The following is a 22,887-nucleotide window of genomic DNA, read 5'->3' as shown; positions in this document are numbered from 1 at the left end:
CCGGCCGAGCCGACGACGCACGCCCGCGCGGAAGCGGTCGCGGCGGCGCGGGCACCCGGTCGCCTCCGGTGCCGGGACCGTGGCCGCCGTCCTCGCGGTCGGCCTGGTCGTCCTGGGCGCACCCGCCACCGAGATCGCCGCGCAGGTGACCGCCTCCTGGGCGCCGTTCCGCGACGCCGGGACGACGATCGACCGCGTTCCGCAGGTGCCGCAGGTCGTCGAGCGGACCGGCTTCGACGTCCCGGAACCGGCGATCGCCGCGCCGAACGTCGCGATCCCCGTGCCCCGCGGCATCGACCTCGAGTTCGTGCCGCCGACCGTGCCCCGGGGCGTCATCCCCGAGTACACGCCCCCCGAGGCCACCTGCGGCGGGTACACCAGCCCGCGGCGCATCGTGCCGGCCATCGTCCCCGCGGTCGGCTCGGCGACGCTCACCTGGATGGCCGACAGCGACAACAGCAGGGTGACCGGCTACCGGGTGCAGGCGGTCAGCCAGCAGCTGGTGACCGGCGTGCAGCCGGCGCCGCCGCAGCAGCTGGTCGGCCAGCGCGACGACTGCGGCGAGGTCAGCACCACCATCGCCGGGCTGACCTCGGGCGTCCACTACGTGTTCTGGCTCGAGGAGCAGACCTGGGACGAGGACGCCCAGCTGGTGGAGTTCGTCCAGGTCGGCACCTCGGCGCCGGTGCTCATCCCCTAGGTCGCGTCGGCCGGGCGGAGCTCCACGCCACCGGCGCGGTACCGGTCGGCGGCCAGCAGCCCGATCACCGCGGCGGGGTTGCGGATCCCGCCGGCCATCACCCGGCGCACCGCCTCGGCCAGCGGCACCCGGTCGACGGTCATGTCGAGCTCCTCGTGCTCGACGGTGAACCCCTCGGGCCGGTCGGCCGGCGACAGCCCCTCGGCGAGGTAGACCAGCACCTGCTCGTCGCAGAAGCCGGGGCTGCTGAAGTAGGTGGCCAGCAGCGACCAGCGCTCGGCCGCCAGCTGCACCTCCTCGGCCAGCTCCCGCTTCGCCGTCTCCAGCGGCGGCTCGCCGTCGGCGTCGCGCAGCCCGGCCGGCAGCTCCCAGAGGTAGCCGCCGACCGGGTGCCGGTACTGCCGGAGCAGGACGACGGAGCCGTCCTGCTCCAGCGCGACGACGGCGACCGCTCCCGGGTGGCGGACCACCTCGCGGACGCTGTCCCCGCCGCCGGGCATGGCCACGGTGTCGAGGTCGAGGCTGATCACCCGGCCGTCGTGCACGCGCTCACTGGAGATGAGCCGGTAGTCGCCGTCGGCGGCCGGTTCGCTCATCAGATGCCGACCTTCTCCGCCTCGTCGATCGGGACCGGCAGCCGCGCGGACTCCTGGAAGTCGATCGCGGCCTGCACGAAGGCGGCGAACAGCGGGTGCGGCCGGGTCGGGCGGCTCTTCAGCTCCGGGTGTGCCTGGGTGCCGACGAAGAACGGGTGCGACTCCCGCGGCAGCTCGACGAACTCCACCAGCAGCCCGTCCGGGGAGGTGCCGGAGAAGACCAGGCCGGCCTCGGAGAGCCGGTCGCGGTAGGCGTTGGCGACCTCGTAGCGGTGCCGGTGCCGCTCGGTGATGTCGGTGCTGCCGTAGGCGCCGGCCACGACCGAGCCCTTCTGCAGCGCGGCGGGGTAGCTGCCGAGGCGCATCGTGCCGCCCATGTCCCGCTCGCCGGCGACGACGTCGACCTGGCTGGCCATGGTCGCGATGACCGCGTCAGGGGTCTCCGGGTCGAACTCCGCGGAGTTGGCCTCGGGGAGCCCGGCGACGTCGCGGGCGTACTCGATGACCATGCACTGCAGGCCCAGGCACAGCCCCAGGGTCGGGATGCCGTTGACCCGGGTGTGCCGGAGCGCACCGAGCTTGCCCTCGATGCCGCGGACGCCGAAGCCACCGGGGATGCAGACGCCGTCCACCCCGGCCAGCGCCTTCTCCGCGCCCTCCGGGGTCTGGCAGTCGTCGGAGGGCACCCAGCGCAGCTTCACCCGGCTGCGGTGGGCGAAGCCGCCGGCGCGCAGGGCCTCGCTGACCGACAGGTAGGCGTCGGGCAGGTCGATGTACTTGCCGACCAGCGCGATCTCCACCGTCTGCTTCGGCGCGTGCACCCGCTCGAGCAGGTCGCCCCACACGGTCCAGTCGACGTCGCGGAAGGGCAGCCCGAGCCGGCGGACGACGTAGGCGTCCAGGCCCTCCCGGTGCAGCACCTTGGGGATGTCGTAGATCGACGGCGCGTCGGGGCACGAGGTCACGCCCTCGGCGTCGACGTCGCACATCAGCCCGATCTTGCGCTTGATGCCCTCGTTGATCGGGCGGTCCGAGCGGCAGACCAGCGCGTCGGGCTGGATGCCGATGCTGCGCAGCTGGGCGACCGAGTGCTGCGTCGGCTTGGTCTTCAGCTCGCCCGACGGCGCGATGTAGGGGATCAGCGAGATGTGCAGGAAGAAGCAGTTGTCGCGGCCGATCTCGTGCCGCACCTGGCGGGCGGCCTCGAGGAAGGGCAGCGACTCGATGTCGCCGACGGTGCCGCCGATCTCGGTGATGACGACGTCGACGCGGTCGCCGTCCCCGGCCGCGTCGGCCCCGGCCAGGATCCGCGCCTTGATCTCGTTGGTGATGTGCGGGATGACCTGCACGGTGTCACCGAGGTACTCGCCGCGCCGCTCCTTGGCGATCACGTCCGAGTACACCTGCCCGGTCGTGACGTTCGCGCGGCCGGAGAGGTCGATGTCGAGGAAGCGCTCGTAGTGACCGACGTCGAGGTCGGTCTCCGCGCCGTCCTCGGTCACGAAGACCTCGCCGTGCTGGAACGGGTTCATCGTCCCGGGATCGACGTTGAGGTAGGGGTCCAGCTTCTGCATCGTGACCCGCAGGCCACGGCTGGACAGCAGGGCGCCCAGCGAGCTCGCTGTCAGCCCCTTGCCGAGTGAGGAGACAACCCCGCCGGTGACGAAGACGAACTTCGTCGGCTGGGAGTTGTGGAGGAGGCTCCGGGATGCGAGAGATCCGGACTGATCAAGCGTTCCTGACGGTCGACCCACGGGAGACCACCGTAACAGCTCCGCCCTCGTCCCCACCGCCGGAGGCGGTGGTGCCGTCGGCCACGTCGGGCCCGACGGCGGTGCCGTCGCGCGGTCCCCCGGCCAGCCACACCAGCAGCGGTACCAGCAGCGTGGCGGCCGTGCCCGGCACCGCGACGCCGGAGTCGTTGACCACCGCGCCGATCGTCAGGCTCAGCGCGGTGCACACCAGGGCCGCGCGGACGACGGAGGCGTCGGCCGGACGCAGCCGCGCCGTCCCCGCCGCCGCGCCCGGCACCGCCGGTCCGGTGCGGGACGTGCGCAGCAGCCCGCCGCGCCGGATCAGCCAGACCGCGGCCACCAGCGCGACCGGCAGCATCCACGCCAGCGGGCTGCGGGTGAGGATGTCCAGGTTGGCCTGGGCCTTGCGGCTGACGACCGTCCAGGCCTCGCCGGTGAGCACCTGCTCGACGAACCGGCCGAGGTGGGTGCGGTCGCCGGCCGGGCGCAGCCAGTCCAGGACGGCGACCGTGCCGACGGCCAGCACCGCGAGGCCGAGGATCGCGCCCAGCCGGACCACGGTGACCCGCGTGCGGGTGAGCAGCATGGCCAGCAGCAGGAAGCCGGGCAGCGCGGCCAGGACCCCGCCGAAGTCGCGGCCCAGCGGCGGCGCCCCGACGACCCCGACGACGACGAGCCCCGCCGCGAGCACGGTCAGCGCGACGGCCCGGCGGGCCCGGTCCGGGCGCGCCCGGCGACCGGCGACGGTGGCCAGCCCCGCGGTGACCAGGAGGGCGGAGACCGCCAGCAGGCCGAAGCTGAGGTTGCCGTAGCCGGTGAACCGGCCGGCGACGATCGGGTCGTAGCCCAGCGGGGACATCAGCTCCAGGTGCGAGCCGGTGACGACGTCACCGACCAGTGTGGCGAGGGTGATCCCGACGACGACGGCGCCCGGGCCCAGCCGCCGGCGGCGCCAGGGGCCGATCAGCGCGACGGCCGTGAGGACGACGTCGGCGGCTGCCACGCTGCCGACGAGCGCCGCGAACGGTGCCCCGGCGCGCTCCCACGGCACCAGGCCGCTGAGGTAGGTCGCCGCGGGCAGCGCGGCCGCGGCGAGCGCGAGGACCCGCACGGCGCCGCGGGCACGCGGCCCCCCATCGGCTGTCCCGGGCCACGGCAGCCGGCGCGCCCACCGCGGGCGCTGCCCGGCGCCCAGCACCGCGACCCCGGCGACGACCACCGCCGTGGAGACGGCGACCAGCGACCAGAACCAGAAGGCGGTGTGCCGGTGGTGCACGGTGGCGGCGGTGTTCGCCCGGTCGAGGACCTGCACCGCCTCGGCCAGGGCCGGCCGCTCGCCGGAGACCCGCAGGGGCTGGCCGTTGAACGACGAGGGCGCCTCCTCTCCCAGCGCCCGCAGGACCGTCGGCGCGACGTCGATGAGCTGCGCGTACGGCGCCCGTCCGGTGCTGGCCGAGGTGAGCCAGCCCGAGGCGTCGAAGCCGGGGCCCACGGCCATCCCGACGTGCAGCTGCGGACGGCCGTCGTTGACCTCCGAGATCCCCTGCACGAGCAGCAGGGTGTCGCCGGGCAGCGCGTCGACGGCGGCCCGCAGCCGGCCGACCGACTCGTCGATGCGGGCCAGCGCGGCGGCGCGCGGGGCGGGGTCGGTGCCGTCGTCGGTCTGGTCGACGCCCGGGCGGCCGGCGGTCAGCAGGGCGTCCAGCGAGACCAGCGACAGCGGGCAGCCCGACAGCAGCGCGGCGACCCCGTCCGGCTCGGTGGGCAGCACCTCGGCCGGGGTCAGCGGCACGCCCGGCGCCGCCACGGCCACCGAGGCGGCCCGGCCGACCACGGTCGCGCAGCCGACCGCCGCGCCCAGGGCCGCGGGCTCCGCGCCGAACCGGATCGTCCCGGCGTCCTCGGCGGTGCGCCGCACCGCGGCCTGCGGGTCCTTCAGCCCGGCGCTGACCAGCCGCTCCTGGAGGCCGCAGTAGGTCAGCGAGGAGTCCAGCACCGGCTCCTGGTCGGCCGGCGGAACGGTCGGCGCGGCCGGGTCGGCGGGGTCCTCCGGGACCGGCACGGTGGGCAGCGGCACGGGGGGCAGTCCGTCGTCCGGACCGGGCACGCGGACCCGGTTGCCGGCACCGATGGTCGCCCAGCCGTCCAGCACGCAGGTGGTCGCGCGCGCGGCGCGGACCGACATCGCGCCGATCGCGGCGTCCTCGGCCAGCGCCCACAGCTGCGGCGTCTGCTCCGGCGTCACGTCGGCCCAGGTGAGCCCGGGGACGCCGACCACCACCACCCGGTCGGCGCGGAACCCGTCGGCCGGCGCCGCTCCCGCCGTCCCCGGCGCCGCCAGCAGGAGTCCCAGGGCGGCGAGCAGCACGGCGAGCAGGCGCCGGGTCACGCGGAGCCGTCCGGCGACCCCAGCAGTTCCCGGTAGAGCGCCACCAGCGTGCGGGCGGTGGCCGCCTCGTCGGGCCAGGACTCCGCCTGCCGGAGTCCCGCCTCGGCCAGCGCGCGGGCCCGGGCGGGATCGCCCAGCACCCGGGTCACCGCGGTGGCCAACGCGCCGGCGTCGCCGACCGGGACCAGCTCCGCGGCGTCCCCGAGCAGCCCGGGCAGACCGCCGGTGCGGGTGGCGACCAGGGGCGTCCCGGACCGCAGCGCCTCCTGGGCGGTCAGCGAGCGGGCCTCCCACCGCGAGGGCAGCACGCACAGGTCCGCGGCGGCGAGCAGGTCGGCGACGTCGTCGCGGCGGCCCAGCAGCACCACGGGCAGGCGCTCGGCGGTGATCCGGTCCTGCAGCTCGTGGTGCAGCGGCCCGTCGCCCGCGATCACCACGAGCGGGCCGTCCGCCCAGCTGCGTGCGGCGTCGAGCAGGACGTCGTAGCCCTTCTGCGGGTGCAGCCGGCCGACGGCGACGACCAGCCGCCGCCCGTCGGCCAGCCCCAGCTCGGCGCGCACGTCGTCGCGGGTGCGGGTCGCCGGGGGCAGGGCGGGCGCGCTCACGGGGGCCATCCGGACGTCCGGTGCACCGAGCCGGCGGGCGTTCTCGGCGAGGTCCTCGGAGGCGGCCAGCACGACGTCGGCACCCCGGATGGTGGCCCGCTCCGCCGTCGCCAGCACCCGGCGCTGGAGCCCGCCGCCCTCGGGCAGCGCGTTGTGCAGGGTCAGCACCAGGGGGCGCCGCCGTCCGCCGGGCGCGCGCAGCGCGGCCGCGGCGACCAGGCCGGCGCGCAGACCGTGCGCGTGGACCAGGTCGGCGCCGGTCAGCGCGCGGCGCAGCTCGACGATCGCGCGGACGTCGGCCACCGGTGCCAGGCCGGCACCGATGCCGACGGGCGCGAACTCCGCTCCCCCGGCGCGGAACCCGAAGAGCTCCTCGGTCGGGGCGGCGCCGCACACCAGGACCTGGGCGCCGGCGGCGACCACCGCCGGGACGACGGCGCGGACGTGGGTGCCCACGCCGCCGGTGCTGGTGGCCAGCACCTCGGCCACCCGGCGTCCGCTCAGGGGGGTCCCGCTCACCGCGCACCTCCCACCATCTCGTCCGGCCGCGGGTCCGGCGCCCGCAGCGCGCGCACGGCCGCGGTGAGCGGTCGCCGCGCGGTGCCCATCATGACCGCCGCGGCCAGCACGAGCACGACCCCGCCCACGGCCACACCAGCGGCCACGGCCCCCAGCGGGCCGGTGTCGGGCACCGGGTCGGCGTCCAGGAGGCGGGCGACGACGAGCCCGCCGGCCGCGCCCACGCCGGCCGCGAGCAGCGCCGGCCCGCCGGCGCGCAGCGCGCCCGCCAGCGCGGCCGGCCCCGCGACCCGGGCGACGACCGCGAGCAGAGCGACGCCGGCGACCGTGACGCCGATCGTGTGCCCGAGGCCGAGCGCCAGCCCGCGGTGGGCGGGGTCCAGGACGCCGGCGAGGACGACGTCGGCGACCACCGCGAGGGTCCAGCCGCCGACCACGCAGACCGTCGGCGCCTTCCACAGTCCCTGCGCGTACAGCGCCCGGGTGAGGACGGCGACCAGGCCGTAGCCGACCAGCCCCGGGGCGAACGCGACGATCGTGTCCCGCAGCGCGGCCACGCGGTCGTCGGCCTGGCCCACGAGGAACACGCGGGCGATCGGGCCGGCGGCCGCGACGAGGAGCGCGGCGGCCAGCGCCGAGGCGACCGCGACCAGCGTGGTCACCGGGGCGAGCGCCGCGGCGAAACCGGTCCGGTCACCGCGCTCGGCCCGCTCGGCCAGGCCGGGGTAGGCCGATGTGGCCAGCGGCACGGCGAGCGCGGCCCACGGGACCAGGAAGAGGGTGAGGCCCGCGGTGTAGACGACCTGCGTGCCGTCGGGACCGGAGCTGGCCAGGCGGATGGCGACGGCGGCGACGAGCTGCTGCCCGGCGAGGGTGAGCACGCCCGCGATCGCCAGCCGGGCCACCCGCGGGGCGACACCGGCGGGGAAGCGCAGCGACGGCCGCAGTCCGAGGCGCAACCGGCGCAGCGGCACCAGCAGGCACAGGGACAGCGCCGCGACGCCGAGCGTCGTCCCGACGCCGAGGACCAGCTCGGCCGGCCGGTCGAGGTCGGCCACGTCGCGACCGCCGTCCATCGCCGCGAAGACCAGGTACGCCACCGCCACCACGACGCTGGACAGCAGCGGGGCCAGCGCGGGGCCCGAGAACCGGCGGTGGGCCTGCAGCACGCCGGCGACGACGATGCCGATGCCGTAGAGGACGACCTGGGGCGCGAACACGACGAGGAAGCGGGCGGCCAGGTCCACCTCGGCGTCCGGACCACCGCCGAGCAGCAGCCGGGCGATCGGCCCGGCCAGCACCGCCACGAGAGCAGCCAGCGGGACGAGGACCAGCAGCGTCCAGCCCAGCAGCGCCGAGGCGGTCCGGCGCACCTGATCCCGGTCCCCCGCCGCGATGCCGCCGGCCAGCATCGGGACGACGAGACTGGCCAGAGCGCCACCCGCGACGACCTCGAAGACGATGTTCGGCACGGTGTTGGCCGCGATGTAGGTGTCGCCGGTGGTGCCGGCGCCGACGACGTTGGTGAAGACCAGCGTGCGGCCGAAGCCGGCGAGCCGGGCGAGGACGGTGAGCACCGCGATGACCGCGGCGGCGCCGGCGACGCCCCGGGCCACCTGCCGGGCGGTCACGGGCGCAGGCGGCCGAGCCGGTCCAGCTCGCGCAGGACGGGGGTCGCCTCGATCACGCGGGTGAAGCTGACCTTCTCGCTGGCGAGGGTGAGCGCGACGACGACGCCCAGCAGTGCGGTGCGCGCCGGGCGGCCGGGCAGTTCGGCCAGGCGCAGGCCGAGCAGCGCACCGACGGCGTTCGCGCCGCTGTCGCCGAGCATGACCCGCTCCCCGAGATCGGCGGGGAGCACGGCGACGGTGGCGCCCAGCGGGCCGGCGGACAGCCCGCCGGACGGGCCGCGCAGGGTGCCGGCGGCCAGCGCCGCGGCGACCTTGCCGGCGCGGCCGGGCCGCAGGTCCAGCAGGTTGAGCAGGTTCGCCGTCCCCGCCACCAGACCCGTGGTGAGCACGCCGTCGGCCAGCGCCGCGCCGCGGGACGCCCCCGGCCGGCGGGTGAGCGCCGCAGCCGCGACGGCGGCCGCGCCGATGCCGGCCACCTTGACCGCGCCCGCCGAGACCCGCCCGGCGCGCAGCGCGCGGAGGTGTCCGGCCAGCCCCTTGTCCCGGGCCTGCTCGGGCCGGGCGCCGGCGAGGTCGTCGTAGCCGCCGACCACGCCGGAGACGGTGCCGACCAGCGCCGCCGCGGCTGCGGTCCCCGCCGGGGCGCCGAGGGCGGCGGTCGTGGTGGCGGCCAGCGCGAGCGCGGGTCCGCCGAGCAGCGTCACGGGCCGCCCGGCGTAGTTGCTGCGCCGCCAGGGCGCGCCGGCCGGGCGGGCGGTGAGCGCGGCGGCGGCGGCGAGCCCGGCCCGGGCCGCCGCGGCGCCGCCGGCCGCGAGGAGCAGCCGGCGGGGTCCCCCGGTCACGGGGTCGGCGCGAGGACCGGCGGCACCGGCTGGGTGTCCTCACCGGTGCCGTACTTGCCGGAGGTGCCCTCGCCCTCCTGGCTCAGCGCGAGCACGGTGCTGATCCGGCCGGCGGCGGACTCCACGTTGTCCACGGTCGAGACGAGCGCCGAGGTCTCGGGGTCGGCCCGGACGACCCCGACCAGCCCGTTCTCGCGCGCCGAGGCGGCGTCCCCGGCGACCACGGCCCCGGAGCCGGCGGCGTCGAGGGCGGTGACGAGCTCCACGAGGGTCGACAGGCGGTCCTCCGCGTCGTCGCCGTCCTGCACGCCCCCGGTCAGCACGACCACGTGCTGGGCGGCCTGGATCGACGGCGACTCCTGGGTCAGCACGTCGAGGGCGGAGAGACCGGCGAGCACGGAGGACAGCTGCGCGGAGTCCGGCGTCGCGCCGTCGGACGGGACGACGAGCACCTGGGCGAGCACGGAGCCGACCAGCTCACCGGTGTCGTCGGTCTCCGGGAGGGTGACCGACGCGGGCCGGCCCGGGCCGGTCACGTAGCTCTGCAGCTCGGACTCCTTGGCCGGGTCGGCGTAGGACTCGGTCAGCCGGAGGGTGCCGGTCACCGTCCCGCCGGCCTGGTCGACCAGCAACTGGACGGCCTCGATGGTCTCGTCGGCGACGTCCTCCCCGTCGACCACCAGCACGACGCTGCGCTCGGTCAGGGTGCCCTCGACCAGCGCCGGGCCGACGGCCTCCTCGAACAGGTCACCGGTGTCCAGGCGGGCCTGGAGGGCCTGGGTCGTGTCCTCGAGGCTGCGCTTGTCCTCCTGGAGGCCGGTGACCTGGTCCTCGAGGTCGTCGAGGACCCGGCCGTTGAGGGCCGTCGTCCCGATGACGATGCCGAGGGCGATCGCGAGGAAGACCGCGACGAGGGAGACGATGTGGTACCGGAAGTCGATCACGAGAGGAGGTTCTCCAGCCAGAACATGTAGCCGTCCCACTTGTCGACGAGCAGGTCGAAGTAGATCTGCCCGGCCGTGGACGCCGCGAGGGCCGCGCCGATCGAGACCAGCGCGGCCAGGACGAGGACGACGAGGGTGAGGGTCGAGATCCGGCTGCGGTAGAGCCGGCTGACGCCCTTGGCGTCGACCAGCTTGCCGCCCAGCCGCAGGCGGGTCAGGAACGTGGAGGCCATGCCGCCGCGGCCCTTGTCGAGGAACTCCACGAGCGTGGCGTGGGTGCCGACGGCGACGATGAGCGAGGCGCCCTTCTCGTCGGCCAGCAGCATCGCGATGTCCTCGCTCGTCGCCGAGGCGGGGAAGGTGATCGCGTCGACGCCGAGTTCCTGGACGCGGGCCAGCCCGGGTGCGCGCCCGTCGGCGTAGGCGTGCACCACGACCTCGGCGCCGCACCGCAGCACGTCGTCGCTGACCGAGTCCATGTCGCCGATGATCATGTCGGGCGTGTGGCCGGCCTCGATGAGCGCGTCCGCGCCGCCGTCGACGCCGATCAGCACCGGCCGGTAGTCGCGGATGTAGGACCGCAGCGCCTGCAGGTCCTCCTTGTAGTCGTACCCGCGGACGACGATCAGGACGTGCCGGCCGTCGATCCCGGTCCGGACGTCGGGCACGCCGACGCCGTCGAGCAGGAGCGCGCGCTCCCGCTTCATGTACTCCATCGTGTTGGCCGCGAACGCCTCGAGCTGCGTGGACAGCCCGGCGCGGGCCTCGGCCATGGCCTCGGCGATGGTGTCGGGGGTCTGCAGCGTGCCCGTGGCGACCGCGGTGCCGTCGGCCCGGTACAGCGTGTCGCCGTCGAGCCGGACCTCGGTGCCCTCCTTGAGGGCGGTGAAGACGTCCTTGCCGACGCCGTCGAGCAGCGGGATACCGGCCTCGGCGATGATCCCGGGCCCCAGGTTCGGGTAGCGCCCGGAGATGCTGGGCGCGGCGTTGACCACCGCGGCGACCTTGCAGGCGACGAGGGAGTCGGCGCTCACCCGGTCGATGTCGACGTGGTCGATCACCGCGATGTCACCGGGCCGCAACCGCTTGGTCAGGTTCTTGGTGCGGCGGTCGAGCCGGGCAGTGCCGGGAACGCCTGACACCTGCTCCTGGCCCCGGCCCCGTCGCAAGGTGCCGATGCGCATGGGCCGATGCTGCCACGCAGGCCTCCGGGCGCCTCCCTCCGACGCGCGCCCGCGACCGGTCGGTCACGCAGAGTGGTCGACACCACCCTGCCGCGACACGCTGGCACCGGCCGCTCGGGGCGCCCCGCCGGAGCGGCCGAACCGGCTGTCTAGCGTTGCCGGTGTGACTCACGGGGCGCCTGCAGTGATCCGTCCGGCCGGTTCCGACGAGGTCGTCGAGCCGGTCCCGAGCCAGGGCGCCGACGAGCCGGTGGAAGCGGCGCAGGCCCCCGCCCCGATCAGCTCACCTGATCCTGCAGCGACCTCCCTCACGGTGGACGGCGAGGGAGGACGCACTCCGGAGGGGGAGGACGCTCCGGGCCGCGGTCGGCGGGGCCGCCGCGCCGCTCTGCGGGGACCGGGTCTGCGGGAGCGGCGCCGCCAGGCGACCCGGGCCCGGATCGTGGACGCCGCGGCCGAACTGTTCGCCGAGCGGGGCTTCGACGCGGTCAGCGTGGTGGAGATCGCCCAGCGGGCCGGCGTGGTGGAGAAGACGGTCTTCAACCACTTCCCGGTCAAGGAAGGCCTGGTCTTCGAGGCCGACCCGCCGGTACGCGCGGCCCTGTTGGACGCGGTCCGCCGCCGGCCGGCCGGGGAATCGGTCTCGGCGGCGGCGGGCAGCTTCGTCGTCGCCGCGATGAGCGGGCTGGGATCGGCGGAGGCGGCCAGCGGCGTCGCGGAGATGGCCGCCGTCATCCGGGGCAGCCGCACCCTCCAGGTCCGGGAGCGGGAGATCCTCGGCGAGCTGACCCAGGCGCTGGCCGAGCTGATCGCCGAGGAGACCTCCGCGGCCCCCGGTGCCCTCGAGCCGTGGCTGACCGCGCACGCCGTCCTCGGGCTGTACGCCGGGCTGCTCGAGCTGGCCCGCGACCGCGTGCTGGCCGGCGTCACCGGCCCGGCGCTGACCGCCGAGCTGCTCGCCGCCGGCGAGCGGGGACTGGCCCTGCTGCAGTTCGGCCTGGCGGGGTACGCCAAGCGCCGCTGACGAACGGCTCAGAGCTGGAGGGCCCTCTTCAGCTGGTCGGACCGGTCGCCCGGGATCGCGTCGTCCCGGGTGAACAGCGCGACGGCGACCATGTACTCGGCCTCGCCTGCCCAGCCGCGGCCCTCCTCGACGATCCGCCGGATGTGCCGGGCGACCTTCGGCTCGGCGCTGTACGGGCCGAAGTCCAGGCCCATGGCGAGGAAGTTGACCACCCGGTAGCCGAGGTCGGCGGCGGTCCCGAGCGTGGTGACCGGGTCGGAGTAGCTGGGCACCGCGACGACGACGTTGTCGTAGCCGGCCTTGAGCAGCGCCAACGACAGGTCGTTGCCGTAGATGCCGCCCCACAGCTCGGGCATGAGGATGTCGCGGTCGGGCGCCGGGATGTAGGGCGGGTTGGAGATCACGGTGCGGGCCGCCGGGGCGCCGGAGGAGTCGGCGCCGTCGAAGAAGTCGCCGAGCTCCACGGTGTAGCGGTCGGCGACGCCGCGCTCGGCGATGTTGGCCCGCGCCTGCTCGACCGACGTGGCGCTGATGTCGAAGCTGCGCACCCGCAGCCCCGGCAGGCCGGCGACGACGTCGGCGATGGCGGTGGCGTCACCGGTGCCGAGCTCGACGACGCCGTCGTGCTCCCAGCCGAGCTGCTCGCGGTAGTGCTGGAGCAGCATGCAGACGCTGAACCCGTAGTGCGCCGACTCGTCCGCGGACGAGAAGCAGCTCACTGCACGGACCCGGGACGCAGGGCGGACGGTTCCCGGCGGTCGTCGTCGACCTCGTGTCGGTTGCGCACGACCGTCCGCTACCCCGCTGCCGGGACGATCACTCCTCCACCACCCGATCGGTGGCAGGGAGTGTCAGTTGCGGGCGTCGGCGGCGACGGCCAGCAGCTCGCGGGCGTGGGCCTGTCCGGTGTCGCTGTCGGCGAGCCCGGAGAGCATCCGCGCCAGTTCCCGCACCCGGTCCTCGTCGGCCACCGCGCGGATGTCGGTGGCGGTCACCCCGGCGCCGGTGTCCGGCGTCTTGTCGACGACGAGGTGGGTGTCGGCGAACGCGGCGACCTGGGCCAGGTGGGTGACGACGACGACCTGGTGGTCGCGCGCCAGCCGGGCCAGCCGGCGGCCGATCTCGCCGGCCGCCTGCCCGCCGACGCCGGCGTCCACCTCGTCGAAGACCATGACCGGCACGGGGTCGGCCCCGGCGAAGACCACCTCGATCGCCAGCATCACCCGGGACAGCTCGCCGCCCGAGGCGCCCCTGTGCACCGGCCGCGGCGGGGCACCGGGGTGGGCGGCCATCAGCAGCGCCACCTCGTCGACGCCCTCCGGCCCGGGCTCGTCGGGGTGGCTGTCGACGGAGAAGGACACGCGGGCGCTCTTCATCGCCAGGCCCGCCAGCTCGCGGCCGACCTCCGCGGCGAACCCGTCGGCGGCGGCGTGCCGGCCCTCGGAGACCGCCCGGCCGAGCTCGTCGACCTCGGCCCGGGCCGCGTCCCGCTCGGCGGTCAGCGCCTCGAGGGCCTCGTCGGAGACGTCGAGCTGCTCCAGCCGGTCGCGGGCGTCGTCGGCCCAGGCGAGGACGCCGGTCACCCCCGTCCCGGCGTCGGCGTACTTGCGCACCAGGGCGGTGAGGGCGGCGCGGCGGTCGAGCACCTCGGCGAGCCGCGCCGGGTCCGCGTCCAGATCGGCGACGTAACCGGCGAGCTGCCCGGCGACGTCGGACACCACGGCGACGGCGTCGGCGAGGTCCTGGGCGAGCAGGACGAGCGCCGGGTCGCCGGGGGCGGCCAGCGCGCGCTCGGCGATTGCGAGGGCGGCGGTGGCGTCCTGGGGCAGCTCCCCTCCCCCACCGAGATCGCCGGTGACGTCGCCGACGAGCGCGACCCGGGCCTCCTCGACCGCGGCGCGCAACGCGTCGGCGTCACCGAGCCGGCGGGCCTGGGCGTCGAGCTCGTCGTCCTCCCCCGGCTGCGGGGCCAGCGCCTCGATCTCCTCGAGACCGTGCCGGAGCACGTCGGCGGCCTGGGCCAGCTCGCGGGCCTGGCCCAGCCGGCGCTCGAGGTCCGCGGCCAGCTCGCGCCAGCGGGCGTACGCGGCGCGGTAGCGGTCCAGCAGCGCGAGGTGCTCGGCACCGGCGTAGCGGTCCAGGGCCCGGCGCTGCTCGGCCGGGCGGGACAGCCGCAACTGGTCGCTCTGCCCGTGCACGGCCAGGAGCCCCTCCGCGATCTCGGCCACCACCCCGACCGGCACGCTGCGCCCGCCCAGGTGGGCGCGGGAACGGCCCTCGGCGCTGACGGTCCGGGCGAGGATCAGGCTGCCGTCGTCGTCGGGCTCGGCGCCGGCCTCGGCAGCGCGCTCCCACACCGGGGAGTCCGCCGGCAGTGCCAGCCGGCCCTCGACGCCGGCGCGACCGCTGGCGCGCACCCGGCCGGGGTCGGCGCGACCGCCGAACAGCAGGGTCAGGCCGGTGACGACCATCGTCTTGCCGGCGCCGGTCTCGCCGGTGACGACGGTCAGCCCGGGACCGAGTTCGAGGGTGACGTCGTCGATCGCGCCGAGACCGCGGATCCGGAACTCGGTGAGCCGGCCCAGGGGGGCCTCCTCCGCCGGAGCCGGCGCCGGGTCGGGCGTGCGCTCACGCGTCGTCGTCCGCGGCACCGGCCACCTCCTCCCGGCCGTCGGCGTCCTGGACGTCGCGGGCGAGCACGTTGTGGCCCGACGTGGGCGCCTCGTGCCCGGGGCCGTGCGCCCGGGCGTCGCGGAAGCCGCGGACCGGCAGACCGAACTTGGCCACGAGCCGGTCGCCGAAGCTGGTGGTGTGCACCCGGGCGATCCGTACCGGGCGGGCGGCGCGGCGGACCTGCACCCGGCCGCCGTCGGGCACCTCGAGCGTGCGCCGGCCGTCGGCGGAGACCCGCGCGCGGTTGCCGTCGGGCGGGATCGCCACGGTGAGCACGGAGTCGGGGCTGGTGACCAGCGGCCGGGCGAAGAGCGCGTGGGCGTTGGTCGGCACCAGCAGCAGCGCCTCGACGTCGGGCCACACGACCGGGCCACCGGCGGAGAAGGCGTAGGCGGTGGAGCCGGTGGGGGTGGCGAACAGGACGCCGTCGCAGCCGAAGCTGGTCAGCGGCCGGCCGTCGATCCCGATGACGACGTCGAGCACCCGGGACCGCTCCGCCTTCTCCACCGAGATCTCGTTGAGCGCCCAGGTGCCGCCCACGACCGAGCCGGAGGCGTCGAGGACGTCGACCTCGATGGCCAGCCGCTTCTCCACCGAGTACTCGCAGCGCTCGATCGCGGCGAGGGTCTCCTCGACGGCCTCGGGCTCGGTCTCGGCGAGGAAGCCGACCCGGCCCAGGTTCACGCCCATGAGCGCGGCGTTGCTGTAGCGGGCGAGCTCGGCGGCGCGGAGGAAGGTGCCGTCCCCGCCGAAGACCATGACGATCTCGGCGTGCCGGGCGGCCTCGGCGTCGGCGGGCACCACCTCGGCGCCCTCGATGGCCAGGTCGGGTGCCTCGTCGGCGAGCACGCGGACGACGATGCCGGCCCGGGTGAGCCGGTCGGCGGAGCTGCGGGCCAGATCGACGATGTCGCGCCGGCCGGTGTGCACCGCGAGGAGCACGTGCCGGGGCTGGTCGGTGGCCTGTCCGGCTGCGTTGCCGTCTGTCACGTGCCCTGCCTCTCCTGCTGTGGGTCCTGGGCTGCTGGTGCCAGTCTCACCCTGCCCTCACCGGGGCCCCTCCTCGACCGCGCGGCGGACGTCGTCCTCCTCAGGAGGGCCGGCGTCGCGGCGCAGGTGCAGGAAGAACTCCACGTTGCCTGCCGGGCCGGGCAGCGGGCTGGCCACCACCCCGGCGGTGCCCCAGCCCAGCTCGGCCGCCGCTCGGGCGACCTGGAGGACGGCGTCCTGGCGGTGCGCCGGGTCGCGGACGACCCCGCCGGAGCCCAGCCGCTCGCGGCCGACCTCGAACTGCGGCTTCACCATGGGGAGCAGGTCGGCACCGGGGGTGGCGCAGGCGGTGAGGGCGGGCAGCACCAGGCGCAGCGAGATGAACGACAGGTCGGCGACGACGACCTCGGCCGCACCGCCGATCTGTTCCGGGGTCAGCGTGCGCACGTTGGTGCGCTCGTGGACGTGCACCCGCTCGTCGGTGCGCAGCGACCAGGCCAGCTCCCCGTAGCCGACGTCCACGGCGACGACCTCGGCCGCGCCGCGGCTGAGGAGCACCTCGGTGAAGCCGCCGGTGGAGGCGCCGGCGTCCAGGGTGCGGCGTCCGGTCACGTCGACGTCGAAGGCGTCCAGGGCGCCGAGGAGCTTGTGCGCGCCGCGGGAGACCCAGCGCGGCTCGTCGGGATCGGTGCGGACGACGACGGGGGTGCCGGCCTCCACCCCGGTGGCGGGCTTGGTGGCCGCCTGCCCGCCGACGGCGACGCGGCCCTCGGTGATCAGTTCGACGGCGTGCTCGCGGGAGCGGGCCAGGCCCCGCCGCACGAGCTCGCTGTCGAGCCGGCTGCGGCGTGCCATCAGAGCTGGTCGATCGTGCGCAGTTCGCGCTCGAGTCGGGCGTGCTCGGCCTCGAAGACGTCCACGTGCTCGGCGACGGGGCGCTGGTCGAGGTCGGCGAAGGGGGCCGGGGTGCTCGCCTCGGACGCCGCGCCCGGCGGGGGGCCGGGGACGGGACGGGGGCGGCTCGGCTCGGTCATGGCGGCCGCCTCTCCAGGTCGTCGGGGGGAGGCGGCGCGCGGCCGCCCGGTACGTGTGGTGGGCTCGTGTCCCGCCGGCGAGGTTACCGGCCGGGGACGACGGGCACGGCCGCGTCGGCCACCCGCGGTGGCCGGGAGCGGTGGGGGAACGCTGCAGGGAACGAGAGAACGAGGAGGTCCGCCCGCGTGGCGACCATCGAGCAGTGCATCACCGCCCTCCAGGGGGTCCTCGGTGGGCTCGCCACCGCGCCGGCGGCCCAGGGGCTGGACCGGTCGCTGTCGTGCCGGCTGACCGATCACGGGCAGGTCCTGCGCGGCCGGCTGGCCAGCGGGGCGGTGCGCGACCTGCACGCGGAGGACGACGTCCCCGGTGCGCCGAAAGCCGACATCCGGCTGACGATGAGCAGCGACGACCTCGTGGCGCTGACCAGCGGACAGCTGTCGTTCGCCCCTGCCTGGGCGTCGGGACGGGTCAAGCTCGAGGCCGGGCTGCGGGACATGCTGCGCCTGCGGGCGCTGCTCTGAGCCGTCGCGCCTGACCACCGGACCCACCGCGTCAGCTCCCGGCCAGGCCCCACCGCCGCAAGGCGTCGCGTGCCGCCTCGTCGGCCGCGGTCACCACGGCCTCGGCCCCCTGCCCGGGATGGGTCGCCCAGTGGGTGACGCACAGCGCACGAAGGCCGTCCAGGCCGTCTCCGGCCGCCGTGCCTCCCGCCGGGTTCGTCCCGGTGTCCGTACCCAGCTCGAGCCCGGCCGGCCCCGACCGGGCCCACCAGGTCCCGCAGCGCCGGCGCTCCCCGTCCGCGACCACGGCGGGATGGGCCACCAGCAGGCCGGCGCAGTCCGGCGCCAGCAGGTCGGGGCGCCGGTCGGGCCGGGCTGCCAGCAGGGTGGCGGGATCGGTGACGCCGGTGAGGACCAGAAGGCTGGCCGCGCCGGCGCGGCGGGCGCCCTCGATGTCGGTGTCCAGGCGGTCGCCGACGACCAGGGGCGTGCGGGCGCCGGTCCGCCGCACGCACTCGGCGTGCATGGCGGGATCGGGCTTCCCGGTGACCAGAGGCGGACACCCGGTCACGCCGGCGACGACGCCCACCATCGCCCCGTTGCCCGGCAGCGGCCCGCGCGGCGACGGGATGGTGGCGTCGGTGTTGGTGGCGACGTGCCGGGCACCGGACCGCACGGCGACGACCGCCTCGGCGAGCTGCGCCCAGCCGACGTCCCGTCCGTACCCCTGCACCACCGCCACGGGGCCGTCCTCGGCGCGCTCGACGACCGTCAGGCCCGCCTCCCGCAGCGCCGTGGCGACCCCGGGCCCGCCGACGGGCAGGACGCGGGCCCCGCTCCCCCACCGCTGCGCGACGACCGTGGCCGCGGCCTGGGAGCTGGTGATGACGTCGGCGGCGGAGGCGGGGACCCCGAGCTCGGTGAGATGGGTGGCGACCTCCTGCGGAGGGCGAGCGGCGTTGTTGGTCACGAACCCCAGGCGCATCCCCTCGTCCCGGGCGGCGGCGAGCGCCCCGGGGACTCCCGGCACGGCGTCCGGGCCGACGTAGACGACGCCGTCCAGGTCCAGCAGGGCCACGTCGTGCACCGAGGTCGGCGGGGCGCTGCCGCCGGACAGCGGCACGTCCTCCGGCCGGGTCACCGGGCTCCCCTCGCCCGCCGCGCGCGGACCCCGCGCAGTTCCCGGGCGTAGTGGTCGAGGTCCGGGCGCAGCGCCACGGCCAGTGCCAGGTGCTCGGCGGCCAGCTCCAGCTCGCCCGCACGGCTCGCCGCCAGGCCCAGGCCGAAGTGCGCGTAGTCGTCGGCGGGGTTGACCGCGATGAGCCGGGTGAAGCTGTCGATCGCCTCCCGGTGCCGGCCGGCGTCGAACTGCGCCCGGGCCAGGGCCTCGCGCAGGCTCCGGGAGTCCGGTTCGACCTCCGACGCCCGCGACAGCAGCGTCGCCGCCGCCGCGGGATCGCCGCTGGCGAGCAGCTGCAGGCCGCGCTGGTACCACTCGTAGACGCCGCCCTCGGGCGTTCCCGTCTCGGTCACCGCCGAGGCCTCCCGTCCGTGCGTCCGCCGTCCTCGACCGGTCCCCCGTGGTGCGCCCACCGGCAAGCGCCCTCGGGGCCGTGGGAGGCCGCTCCTACCATCGCCGTTGTGCCGTCCCCGCCGACCGAGGTCCCACCCGCCGCGGCGGGAGGGCTGGAGGTGCGGCCCTTCCGGGCCCTGACCTACCGGCGGCACGACCCCGGACAGTTGGCCCGGGTCAGCTCGCCAGCCTACGACCTGGTGACCGTCGCGGCCCGCCACCAGCTGGCCCAGGCCGATCCGCACAACGTCGTCCGGCTCATCCTCCCGGAGCTGGGTGGTACTGCTCCCGGCGCGGACGCGCGCACCCCGGCCGGGACGGAGCGGATCGTCGACCACGCCGCCCGGACGCTGCGGGAGTGGGAGGACCAGGGCGTCCTGGTCCGTGACGCCGAGCCCGCACTGTGGGTGTACGAGCTGCGGCCGTCCGACGGCACGCCGGCCACCGTCGGCTGGCTGGGCGCCGTCACGCTGCCGGAGCCCGGCTCCCGGGCCGTCCTGCCCCACGAGGACACCTTCCCGGTGGCGGTCGAGGGCCGCCGGGCGCTGCTGGCCGCGACCCGCACCGATCTGGAGCCCATCGTGCTGGCGCACGACGCGGAGCCGGCCGTGGCGGAGCTGACCGCGGCCGCACGGGCCGGTGAGCCCGACCTGCGGCTCGTGGACTCCGACGGTGTCGCCCACAGCCTCTGGCGGGTGACCGACCCCGCGGTCCTGGCAGAGCTCGGGGCGGGGTGGCGCCGCACCAGCGCGGTCATCGCCGACGGCCACCACCGCTTCGCCGCCGCCCTGGCGCATGCACGGCGGGAGGGGGCTCCCGGGCGGTCGGCGGTGCTGGCGCTCGTGACGCCCATGGGTGCCGGCGGGCTCCGCGTGGAGCCGATCCACCGGGTCCTCCCCGGGCTCTCCCTCGACGCGGCGGCCGCCGCGGCGGCGCGGGGGTTCCGGGTCACGCCGCTGCCGGTCGGGAGCCGCTCGGACCTGGTCGAGCACGTGCGCCGCTGGCAGCGCGACCCGAGGCAGTCGGGGTTCCTCGTGACCGACGGCCGCGGGCTGCAGCACCTCGACCGGCCCGCCGACGTCGTGCGTGCTGCGGTGCCGGCCGAGGCTCCTGACGCCTGGCGGCGACTGGACGTCGTGCTGGCCCACCACGGGCTGGCCGAGCAGCTGTGGGGCCGATCGGACGGGCCGGACGACGTCCTCATCGCCCACGACCTCGACCAGGCCCTGGACCTGGCGGACGAGCGGACCGGTGTGGCCCTGCTCCTGCGGGCCCCCTCCCCGGCGGCCGTCGCCGCTGTCGCCCGCGAGGGGGCGCGCATGCCCCGGAAGTCGACACTGTTCGTGCCGAAGCCGCGCACCGGACTGGTGTTCCGCCCGCACGAGGACTGAGCAGCTCACGCCGACGCGCTGGCCGCACCGGCGGAGGGCCGGGTCACCTTGCGGCCCCGCCGGCAGTTGACCTCGACCATCGAGGCCGTCCCCGTGGGGGTGCGCCAGAAGCGGCGCTGCAGGGCGCCCTCCACCTCCACCACGTCCCCGGGCTCCCAGGCGGCCACCCGACGCTGCAGCGCTCGGTCGTAGGTGACGCACTGGAGCACGTCGACCGTCTGACCGCGCACCTGCGGCTCGGGCCGGCGCACCTTGAGCCGGAAGGACACCACCGTGTCCCCGCTGGGCAGCTCACGGTGCTCTGCGGGGGCGGCCATCCGCCCCCGCAGCACCACGTCGTTCCGGTCGATCACTGCGACGCTCATGGAGGGAGCCTCCCGGCGGGACCGGGCCGTCGGGTCCGGCCGGAGCGGTCTGTGGACGCGCCCCGAGGGTGTGGACGACCCGCGCCGGAGTGTCGGCGCCCCGTGCTCAGTCGGCCGGCGTCTCCGCCTCCGCGTCGTCGCCGGTCTCACCGAGCAGCTCGGCCACCTCGGCCTCGATGTCGGCGTCGGAGACACCGGGCAGGTCCAGCAGGTCGTCGTCCGAGTCGTCGTCGGTGGCGACGGGACCCTCGTCGTCGGCGCTGTCGCCGCCGGCGAGGACGAGGTCGGCCGGGAGGTCCGCCTCGCCGAAGACCACGTCCTCCTCCTCGGGCTGGGCGGCGGTGACGGCGTCCTGCCACGGCTCGGCCTCGGGACGTCCGGCCTCGGTCAGCAGGTCCGCGTACGCGGTGGCCAGCCGGAGGACCGCCTCGTCGGTGAGGTCCAGCGCCTCGAGCCGCGGGCGTCCACCCAGCGCACCCTCGAGAACGAGCAGCGCGGCCGGCAGCTCGCCCAGCTCGGCCCGGGCGCCGGCCTCGACGAGCCGCAGCTCCGTAGCCTCGTCAGCCGCGGTGCCGGAGTCCAGCGCCTCGCGGACCAGGCGCAGGGCGACCTCGGGCCGGCCGAGGGCACGTTCGCAGTCGGCCAGGACGGCGCGGTACCCCTCGTCGCCGCTCATCCGGCGGTACGCGCGCAGCTCCCGGGCGGCTTCGGCGAAGTCCCCCGCGTGGTACGCGGCCACCCCGACGGCCTCGCGCACCGCCGCGATGCGGGACGCACGGTCACGCGCGGCCCGGGCGTGGGCGAGGGCCTGTTCCGGGTCCTCGTCCACCAGGGTGCCCGCCGCGACCAGGTGCGCCGCGACGCGCTGCGCGTTGCGCGCCTCCAGGCTGCGTAGAGCACCGCGCACCTCGGGGTCGAGATCGCGGGGGTCGACCCAGTCCGGGATCTCGGGACCGCTGGAGAGCGGAGGCGTGCGCTCGGTGTCCCGCGGCCGCACCGGCCGGTCAGCGGCGCCACGACCGGCACCGGGTCGCCGGTCCCGGCGCTCCGCGCCCTGGGTGGTCCGCTCGCCACCGGGCCGGCGCTCGCGCCAGTTCCCCGAGGGGGCACCCGGCCGGGCGCCGTCGACGGGCGGACGGCGGTCCCGCCAGTTGCCACCCGGCGCGCCACCGCGCTGCTGCGGCCGATCCGACCGGTCGCCGGGACCACCGAAGGGACGGCGATCCCGCCAGTCGCCACCGGTTCCGCCGGCGCCGCGCTGCGGCCGATCCGACCGGTCACCTGGCCCACCAGTGGGACGGCGATCCCGCCAGCCTCCGCCCGCCGGGCCGGAGTCCCGCGCCGGCCGGTCCTGCCACGACGACCCCGTGGGACGACCGCCGCTGCGCGGGCCAGAGGTGCGGTCCGCGGACCGTGCGCCACCGCGGTCACTGCCACGACCCGGCGCACCGGATCCGGCGCCGCGGGGACGGTCGCCCTGTCCGGCCGGTGCATCGCGACGCCACTGGGGACGATCCCCCGCGGGACGACCGCGGCCACTGCTGTTCTGGTCCGAGCGCTCCCCCCAGGACGATCGCCCAGCCCGATCACCGGCTGCCGGGCGCCCACCCGCACCGGCTCCGGACGGCCGACCGCCAGAGGGGCGACGGTCACGCCAGTCACCACTCGCGGAGCCGCCGGTGGACTCGCCGTTCCGCCGCGGACGGTCCTCCCGAGCGCGACGCTCCTCCCACTGGCGACGCTCGCCGGCGGGACGCTGCCCCCGATGACCGCCGGCGGAGCCGCCAGCCCCCGCACGTCCATCCGGCGACGACGGACGTCCGTCACCGCGGCCCCGCTGACCGCCGGCGCCGCCGCCGTCCCTGCGGGGACGCCCGGCACCTCCGCTGCGGCCGTCTCGTCCGGCGCCGTCTCGTCGCGGTCCAGTCATGGTCGTCTTCTACCTCGATGCTCAGGAGCGTGCCGGGCACGCGGATCGTGCCGATGAGTGCGGACAACGCAGAAACGGGGGCCGGAGCCATTGGCTCCGACCCCCGTTCTGGAATGGTTGTCCGGCGGTGTCCTACTCTCCCACCCCGTCTCCAGGGCAGTACCATCGGCGCTGAGAGGCTTAGCTTCCGGGTTCGGAAAGGGACCGGGCGTTTCCCTCTCGCCATGACCGCCGTAACT

The 22,887-nt window shown here is 76.5% G+C and carries 21 protein-coding genes and 1 rRNA gene; 4 read left to right on the top strand and 18 right to left on the bottom strand.

The window, feature by feature from the left end; translation table 11 throughout:
* Positions 1–79 precede the first annotated feature (79 nt).
* The gene (locus DQ240_RS13550) at positions 80–700 is read left to right on the top strand and encodes a hypothetical protein (RefSeq protein ID WP_147261995.1); all 621 of its coding nucleotides are present in this window, start codon (positions 80–82) and stop codon (positions 698–700) included.
* Here DQ240_RS13550 and DQ240_RS13545 read toward each other — a convergent pair.
* The 8 genes from DQ240_RS13545 to steA are packed head-to-tail and all read right to left on the bottom strand — an operon-like array spanning position 697 to position 11,164.
* On the bottom strand, positions 697–1,296 hold the full coding sequence (locus tag DQ240_RS13545; protein ID WP_113840151.1) for an NUDIX hydrolase: 600 nt from the start codon (positions 1,294–1,296) through the stop codon (positions 697–699). The two genes, DQ240_RS13550 and DQ240_RS13545, sit on opposite strands and share 4 nt — an antisense overlap.
* Complete coding sequence (locus DQ240_RS13540; protein WP_113840150.1) at positions 1,296–3,050, bottom strand: CTP synthase; 1,755 nt, start codon at positions 3,048–3,050, stop codon at positions 1,296–1,298. Before DQ240_RS13540 ends, DQ240_RS13545 begins: the two co-directional genes overlap by 1 nt.
* A complete protein-coding gene (locus tag DQ240_RS13535; protein ID WP_113840149.1) occupies positions 3,025–5,439 on the bottom strand; it encodes a hypothetical protein in 2,415 nt (804 codons plus the stop codon). The genes DQ240_RS13540 and DQ240_RS13535 overlap by 26 nt, the downstream gene beginning before the upstream one ends.
* Positions 5,436–6,563, bottom strand: coding sequence for a glycosyltransferase family 4 protein (locus DQ240_RS13530; RefSeq protein ID WP_113840148.1), 1,128 nt, complete (start codon positions 6,561–6,563; stop codon positions 5,436–5,438). Before DQ240_RS13530 ends, DQ240_RS13535 begins: the two co-directional genes overlap by 4 nt.
* A complete protein-coding gene (gene murJ / locus DQ240_RS13525; protein ID WP_113840147.1) occupies positions 6,560–8,194 on the bottom strand; it encodes a murein biosynthesis integral membrane protein MurJ in 1,635 nt (544 codons plus the stop codon). Before murJ ends, DQ240_RS13530 begins: the two co-directional genes overlap by 4 nt.
* Positions 8,191–9,036 carry a hypothetical protein gene (locus DQ240_RS13520; protein ID WP_233498705.1) on the bottom strand — a complete coding sequence of 282 codons (846 nt, stop codon included), beginning with the start codon at positions 9,034–9,036 and terminating at the stop codon, positions 8,191–8,193. Before DQ240_RS13520 ends, murJ begins: the two co-directional genes overlap by 4 nt.
* The gene (locus tag DQ240_RS13515; protein ID WP_113840146.1) at positions 9,033–9,980 is read right to left on the bottom strand and encodes a copper transporter; all 948 of its coding nucleotides are present in this window, start codon (positions 9,978–9,980) and stop codon (positions 9,033–9,035) included. The genes DQ240_RS13520 and DQ240_RS13515 overlap by 4 nt, the downstream gene beginning before the upstream one ends.
* On the bottom strand, positions 9,977–11,164 hold the full coding sequence (steA, locus tag DQ240_RS13510) for a putative cytokinetic ring protein SteA (protein ID WP_113840145.1): 1,188 nt from the start codon (positions 11,162–11,164) through the stop codon (positions 9,977–9,979). Before steA ends, DQ240_RS13515 begins: the two co-directional genes overlap by 4 nt.
* 442 nt (positions 11,165–11,606) lie before the next feature.
* Here steA and DQ240_RS24030 point away from each other — a divergent pair, with 442 nt between their 5' ends.
* On the top strand, positions 11,607–12,188 hold the full coding sequence (locus DQ240_RS24030) for a TetR/AcrR family transcriptional regulator (protein WP_233498704.1): 582 nt from the start codon (positions 11,607–11,609) through the stop codon (positions 12,186–12,188).
* Between the two features lie 8 nt (positions 12,189–12,196).
* Here the strand turns inward: DQ240_RS24030 and DQ240_RS13500 are convergent, their stop codons facing one another.
* The 5 genes from DQ240_RS13500 to DQ240_RS13480 form a co-directional block, all read right to left on the bottom strand.
* Positions 12,197–12,907 (bottom strand): methyltransferase, encoded by a 711-nt coding sequence (locus DQ240_RS13500; protein ID WP_113840144.1) that lies wholly within the window; start codon positions 12,905–12,907, stop codon positions 12,197–12,199.
* Positions 12,908–13,039: 132 nt separating this feature from the next.
* Positions 13,040–14,839: a DNA repair protein RecN gene (gene recN / locus DQ240_RS13495; protein ID WP_233498703.1), complete on the bottom strand. Its 1,800-nt coding sequence runs from the start codon at positions 14,837–14,839 to the stop codon at positions 13,040–13,042.
* On the bottom strand, positions 14,817–15,851 hold the full coding sequence (locus DQ240_RS13490) for an NAD kinase (protein WP_113840143.1): 1,035 nt from the start codon (positions 15,849–15,851) through the stop codon (positions 14,817–14,819). Before DQ240_RS13490 ends, recN begins: the two co-directional genes overlap by 23 nt.
* 57 nt (positions 15,852–15,908) lie before the next feature.
* A complete protein-coding gene (locus DQ240_RS13485) occupies positions 15,909–16,706 on the bottom strand; it encodes a TlyA family RNA methyltransferase (protein WP_113840142.1) in 798 nt (265 codons plus the stop codon).
* Entirely contained in the window at positions 16,706–16,885 is a 180-nt protein-coding gene (locus DQ240_RS13480) for a hypothetical protein (protein WP_113840141.1), read from the bottom strand. Before DQ240_RS13480 ends, DQ240_RS13485 begins: the two co-directional genes overlap by 1 nt.
* A gap of 186 nt (positions 16,886–17,071) precedes the next feature.
* Between DQ240_RS13480 and DQ240_RS13475 the strand changes: the two genes are divergently transcribed.
* On the top strand, positions 17,072–17,410 hold the full coding sequence (locus tag DQ240_RS13475) for an alkyl sulfatase C-terminal domain-containing protein (RefSeq protein WP_113840140.1): 339 nt from the start codon (positions 17,072–17,074) through the stop codon (positions 17,408–17,410).
* A 31-nt stretch (positions 17,411–17,441) separates the two neighbouring features.
* On the opposite strand, the gene DQ240_RS13470 is transcribed toward DQ240_RS13475, so the two are convergent.
* On the bottom strand, positions 17,442–18,530 hold the full coding sequence (locus tag DQ240_RS13470; RefSeq protein ID WP_113840139.1) for an HAD-IIA family hydrolase: 1,089 nt from the start codon (positions 18,528–18,530) through the stop codon (positions 17,442–17,444).
* Positions 18,527–18,922: a tetratricopeptide repeat protein gene (locus DQ240_RS13465; protein WP_113840138.1), complete on the bottom strand. Its 396-nt coding sequence runs from the start codon at positions 18,920–18,922 to the stop codon at positions 18,527–18,529. The genes DQ240_RS13470 and DQ240_RS13465 overlap by 4 nt, the downstream gene beginning before the upstream one ends.
* Positions 18,923–19,030: 108 nt before the next feature.
* Here DQ240_RS13465 and DQ240_RS13460 point away from each other — a divergent pair, with 108 nt between their 5' ends.
* Positions 19,031–20,353 (top strand): DUF1015 family protein, encoded by a 1,323-nt coding sequence (locus DQ240_RS13460; RefSeq protein ID WP_113840137.1) that lies wholly within the window; start codon positions 19,031–19,033, stop codon positions 20,351–20,353.
* 5 nt (positions 20,354–20,358) lie between these two features.
* Here DQ240_RS13460 and DQ240_RS13455 read toward each other — a convergent pair whose 3' ends face one another.
* From DQ240_RS13455 to rrf, 3 genes are all read right to left on the bottom strand, one after another.
* Positions 20,359–20,718, bottom strand: coding sequence for a single-stranded DNA-binding protein (locus DQ240_RS13455; protein WP_113840136.1), 360 nt, complete (start codon positions 20,716–20,718; stop codon positions 20,359–20,361).
* 106 nt (positions 20,719–20,824) lie between these two features.
* Positions 20,825–21,715 carry a tetratricopeptide repeat protein gene (locus tag DQ240_RS13450; RefSeq protein ID WP_113840135.1) on the bottom strand — a complete coding sequence of 297 codons (891 nt, stop codon included), beginning with the start codon at positions 21,713–21,715 and terminating at the stop codon, positions 20,825–20,827.
* A gap of 1,052 nt (positions 21,716–22,767) precedes the next feature.
* A 5S ribosomal RNA gene (gene rrf / locus DQ240_RS13445) occupies positions 22,768–22,884 on the bottom strand.
* Between the last annotated feature and the right edge of the window lie 3 nt (positions 22,885–22,887).

The sequence above is a fragment of the Blastococcus sp. TF02A-26 genome, assembly GCF_003319125.1.
In the GTDB taxonomy this organism is placed as follows: Bacteria; Actinomycetota; Actinomycetes; order Mycobacteriales; family Geodermatophilaceae; genus Trujillonella.
The sequence above is the reverse complement of the archived record's forward strand: the minus strand, read 5'-3'. Positions and strand labels throughout refer to the sequence as shown.

What these genes read in the sequence shown, in the direction of transcription:
- DQ240_RS13485 (WP_113840142.1), bottom strand. Translation starts at nt 16,706, where the DNA reads ATGGCACGCCGCAGCCGGCTCGACAGCGAGCTCGTGCGGCGGGGCCTG.
- DQ240_RS13480 (WP_113840141.1), bottom strand. Translation starts at nt 16,885, where the DNA reads ATGACCGAGCCGAGCCGCCCCCGTCCCGTCCCCGGCCCCCCGCCGGGC.
- DQ240_RS13455 (WP_113840136.1), bottom strand. Translation starts at nt 20,718, where the DNA reads ATGAGCGTCGCAGTGATCGACCGGAACGACGTGGTGCTGCGGGGGCGG.
- DQ240_RS13545 (WP_113840151.1), bottom strand. Translation starts at nt 1,296, where the DNA reads ATGAGCGAACCGGCCGCCGACGGCGACTACCGGCTCATCTCCAGTGAG.
- steA (WP_113840145.1), bottom strand. Translation starts at nt 11,164, where the DNA reads ATGCGCATCGGCACCTTGCGACGGGGCCGGGGCCAGGAGCAGGTGTCA.